This is a genomic window from Kitasatospora sp. NPDC059722, assembly GCF_042733235.1.
GTDB lineage: Bacteria > Actinomycetota > Actinomycetes > Streptomycetales > Streptomycetaceae > Kitasatospora.
Genome location: NZ_JBHWGD010000236.1, coordinates 1 through 3,585 on the forward strand (window position 1 = coordinate 1; position 3,585 = coordinate 3,585).

At 78.6% G+C, this 3,585-nt stretch carries 2 protein-coding genes; one reads left to right on the forward strand and one right to left on the reverse strand.

What is annotated here, in order from left to right:
- Positions 1-127: 127 nt before the first annotated feature.
- Positions 128-1,318 (forward strand): RICIN domain-containing protein, encoded by a 1,191-nt coding sequence (locus tag ACFV4F_RS42830; RefSeq protein WP_380511354.1) that lies wholly within the window; start codon positions 128-130, stop codon positions 1,316-1,318.
- Positions 1,319-1,412: 94 nt separating this feature from the next.
- Here the strand turns inward: ACFV4F_RS42830 and ACFV4F_RS42835 are convergent.
- A partial coding sequence (locus tag ACFV4F_RS42835) for an ATP-binding protein (protein ID WP_380511357.1) occupies positions 1,413-3,585 on the reverse strand: 2,173 nt, incomplete at its 5' end.

The window sequence follows — 3,585 nt, forward strand, 5'->3', positions numbered from 1 at the left end:
GCCCGGGGGGCTGGGGCCCCGGGGTTTGCCGACGCCCCCCGGGGCGGGGGGGCGGCAGGCCCCCCCCCGCCCCGCGCCCCCCGGGCCCCCCCCCCCCCCCGAGCCGGTGGAGGTGGTGGAGGCCACGGTGACCGTGTCGCCGTCGAGCAGTGCCATCCGGACGGCGGCACGGCCGGCGGTGGTCGCCGCGGCCGGCTCGACGGGACCGCGTCCGGTCGCCGGGCGGCTGCGGGCGGCGCTGCGGGGGCGCCGCCGGCTGCTGATCGCGGCGGGCGTGGTCGCGCTCTGCTCGGCCATCACCGCCGCCGCGGCCACCACGCTCGGACGGGACGCCGGCCGGGCCGCGGCCGACGCCGCACTGGCAGGCGGCGGGCCGACCGCGCCCGCGGTTCCGACGGTGGTCCCGCTCGCGGCGGTCTCCGGCACGCCCACCGGCACGGGCACGCCGTCACCGGGCGCGCCCACGGCTTCGGGGTCGCCCCTGCCGTCCGTTCCCGGTGCCCCGGTGGGCCCGGTTCCGGCGGGCGGCCCGGGCGGTGCGGGTGCGCCGGGCGGTGCGGGCAGTGCGGGCGGGGCAGGAAGTGCGGGCGGTACGGGCGGCGCGGGCAGCCCGCCTGACGTCCCCTCCGGATCGAACGCTCCGGCGCGCCCGTCGGCCCCCGGGCCGGCCGCCCCGGCGCCGTCGCCCAGTGCCGTCGCCCCGGGCCCGGCGTACACCCCGGGCCCGGTCACGCCGGGCTACCAGACGGGCGATCAGGGTGGGAACCAGGGCGGCTACCAGCCGTCGACACCACCCGACAAGCCCACGACGGCACCCAACCCGCCGCCGTACACGGCCGCGCCCCCGCCGCCGCCCCCGGACACCAACACCGGCAAGCCGCCCGTCCGGCCGCCGTCGGAGGGGGCGACCGGGCTCCCGTCGTACGTCCGGCTGACCAACCGCGGGCTCGCCCTGACCGACAAGGACTCGGGAGTCCAGAACCAGAACCCCGTCATCCAGGCCCTCGACAACAGCCGCGCCTCCGTCTGGCAGCTGGTCACCCGCCAGGACGGCGGCGGCTACTTCCTGAACAACGGCGCCACCCAGTACCAGAGCCGCCTGGACGCCAGCAACGAGACGTCCCAGGCGCAGATATGGGCCTCGCCGACGTACAGCGTGAACCAGGTCTGGTCCTTCATGCCGACGTCCGGCGGCTACCTGCTCGCGCTCACGGGGAGGACCCAGTCCTGCCTGACGGCCAAGGGGCCGAACGTGCCCGCCGTCGTGAGCCAGTGCACGGGCGGCCCCGACCAGGTGTGGGCGGTCGCGGCCGCCTGACCGGACGAACGGACGAACGGACGAACGGACGAAGGCCGGGCCCTCCCCGAGGGCCCGGCCTTCGTCGCGGTGGGACCGCGTGGTGAGACCGTGCTCACCCCGGCAGCCAGGACGGCCAGCGCGAGCGCGCCGGGCCCGCCGGGTGGTCGGCGCCCAGCAGCGGCACCAGGCGCTCCGCCTCCGGGGAGCCGATCGGCGCCAGGATCCCGTACGCCTCCGCCCAGCAGGCGCGGGCCCGCGCCAGGTCCGTCCGGCTGTCGGCCAGCGCGTCGCCCAGGGCCGCCAGGGCCAGGCCCCGGCCGCGGTGGTCGCCGTCCAGGGTCAGCGCGTCGACGGCATCGCCCGCCGTCCCCACCGCGTCGTCCCACCGCCCCGCAGCCCGCAGCGACTCGGCGAGGCGCAGCAGGAGGCGGCCGGTGCGGCGGTGGTCGGCGGGGTCGGTGAGGGCGAGGGCGGCGCGGCGGTGGGCGGCGGCCTCGGCGAGGTCGCCGCGGTCGTGGGCGATCGTGCCGAGGGCGTCGCGGGCGAGCGCCTCCAGCTCGCGGTCGGCGAGTTCGTGGCTGATCACGAGGGACTGGTCGATCACCCGGTTCGCCGCGTCGTGGCGGCCCTGGCGGGCGAACGCGCCGGCCAGGTTGAGGAGTTCGGCGGCCAGGGAGCGGCGGTCGCCGGCCCGGTCCCAGGCGGAGGCGGCGGCCGAGAAGCCGGCCACGGCCTCGTCGGGGCGGCCGGCCTGGAGGAAGCAGGCGGCGAGCGAGCTGTGGGCGAGGGCGAGCAGCGGGCGGGCCGGTTCGAAGGCGGTGCACAGGTCGCGGGCGCGGAGCAGTTCGGCGAGGGCCGAGGGCACCGAGCCGACCTCGGTCAGCAGTCGGCCGAGGACCAGCCGGGCGCGGGCCTCGGCGGCGCGGTCACCCTGTTCGACGCTCGCGTGCAGGAGCGCGTTGGCGGCGTGGCCGAGCGGGCGGGTGGCGTGCCCGGAGTCGGCCAACAGGCAGCAGCCGAGCAGGAGTTCGGCGAGCCGGCCGAGGGCGGGGGCGGTGTCGGCGGAGCGGCCGGGGAGCTTCGCGCACTGGCTCACCAGGGCGCCGACGGCCGGGGACGAGCCGACCGCGAAGCCGCGCCGCGCGGAGGACGCCCCGAGCGCCGCCGTCACCAGCGCGTGGTGGTGGTCCACCAGGCGGCTCAGTGCCGCCCGGAGCTCGTCCGGGTCGCCGCCCTGGCCGGCCCGCCGGGCGAAGGCCCGCAGCAGGTCGTGGTAGCGGTAGTGGTCGGGGCTGGCGAAGCTCTCCAGCATCGAGCAGTCCACCAGCGACTCGGCGAGCTCGACGGCGTCCGGCTCGGGCAGGTCCAGCACCGCGGCGACCGCCCCGGGCGACAGGTCGGGCACCTCGGGGACGGCCAGCAGCCGGAAGGCGCGGGCCTGTTCGTCGTCCAGCTGGTCGTAGCCGAAGCGGAACGAGGACTCGACGGCCAGGTCGCCGCTGCGCAGCGCGTCCAGCCGGTAGCGGTCGCCGGTGAGTTGCTCCAGCAGCCGGGCGATCGTCCAGCTCGGGCGGCAGGCCAGCCGGGCCGCCAGGATCCGCACGGCGAGCGGCAACTGGCCGCAGAGCCGGACGAGTTCACCGGCCGCCTGCTCCTCGGCGGCGACCCGTTCGGCGCCGACCACCCGGGTGAGCAGGGTGACGGCGTCCTCGGCCGGGAGCACGGGGAGTTCGGTGAAACGGGCGTTGGGCAGGGCGCCGAGGCGGGTGCGGCTGGTGACGAGGACGGCGCAGCCGGCGCTGCCCGGCAGCAGCGGGCGGACCTGTTCGGCATCGCGCGCGTTGTCGAGCAGCACGAGGACGCGGCGGCCCGCGAGCAGCGAGCGGTAGCGGGCGGACCGTTCGGCGAGGCCGGCCGGGATCGCGTCGCCGACGACGCCGAAGGAGCGCAGGAACGCGGCCAGGGCCTCCTCGGGGCGGGTGGGGCGGCCGTCGGCGCCGTGCAGGTCGAGGTAGAGCTGGCCGTCCGGGAACTCGGCGGCCAGGCCGTGGGCGACGTGCACGGCGAGCGCGGTCTTGCCGACCCCGCCCATGCCCGCGACGGCCGCCACCGGCACGCTGCCCGGCTCCCGCAGGGCGGCGCGCAGGGCCTCGGCCTCCGCGGACCGCCCGGTGAAGTCGGCGGCGGAAGCCGGCAGCTGGGCCGGGACGAGGGTGGAGGCCGGATCGGCCCCGACCGTCGGGGCGGCCGGCTCGGTCTCGGTCAGGACCCACTCGGTGGTCGCC